The sequence below is a fragment of the Citrobacter sedlakii NBRC 105722 genome (assembly GCF_000759835.1).
Taxonomy (GTDB): domain Bacteria; phylum Pseudomonadota; class Gammaproteobacteria; order Enterobacterales; family Enterobacteriaceae; genus Citrobacter_A; species Citrobacter_A sedlakii.
Genome location: NZ_BBNB01000030.1, coordinates 1 through 616, shown reverse-complemented (window position 1 = coordinate 616; position 616 = coordinate 1). Strand labels below are relative to the sequence as shown.

General features: G+C 52.8%; 1 protein-coding gene. It reads left to right on the top strand.

Features of this window, described 5'->3' with window-relative positions; genetic code table 11:
- The coding region (locus tag CSE01S_RS21910; RefSeq protein ID WP_042293193.1) for a flagellin at positions 1-404 on the top strand (404 nt) is incomplete at its 5' end.
- Positions 405-616: the final 212 nt, after the last annotated feature.

The following is a 616-nucleotide window of genomic DNA, read 5'->3' as shown; positions in this document are numbered from 1 at the left end:
AAACGATGGTAGTTGATCTCTCTGGCGAGCTGAACGGGACAGGCAGTGGCGCGCTGTTTACCTCTTCCGGCTTCGGCTTTGGGGACTGGGAACAGGCCGATGGCATCAACATCAGCGATGCAGATACGGCAAAAGCGATGATGGATAAACTGGAAACCGCGTTGAATGATGTTGGTTCCGTACGTTCCAAAATGGGCGCCAGCATCAACCGTCTGGGCCACACCGCCTCTAACCTGGCGAACATGAAAGACAACACCGAACTGGCGCTGAGCAATATTCAGGACGCTGATTTCGCCAGCGAGGCCTCCTCCATGACGCGTAACCAGATGCTGGCGCAGACCAGCATGTCCATGCTGAAGCAGTCCAACAGCATGTCCAGCATGGTGATGTCCCTGCTGGGCTAATCGCTCGCAGATGCCTCACAGGCCGCTCCATAGGGGCGGCTTTTTTATGGGGGAATGCCTGTCAGGATAAAAAATCGCCATTCAGCACACCGGCGATTTAATTTTCTAAACCGGCGTGCCGTTCTTATTTACCAGAGCCACTGAAAACCGATTTTAAAAAGGAATACACAATGTCACTGTCAATTTTCACCAGCGCATCTTCCATGGCATCC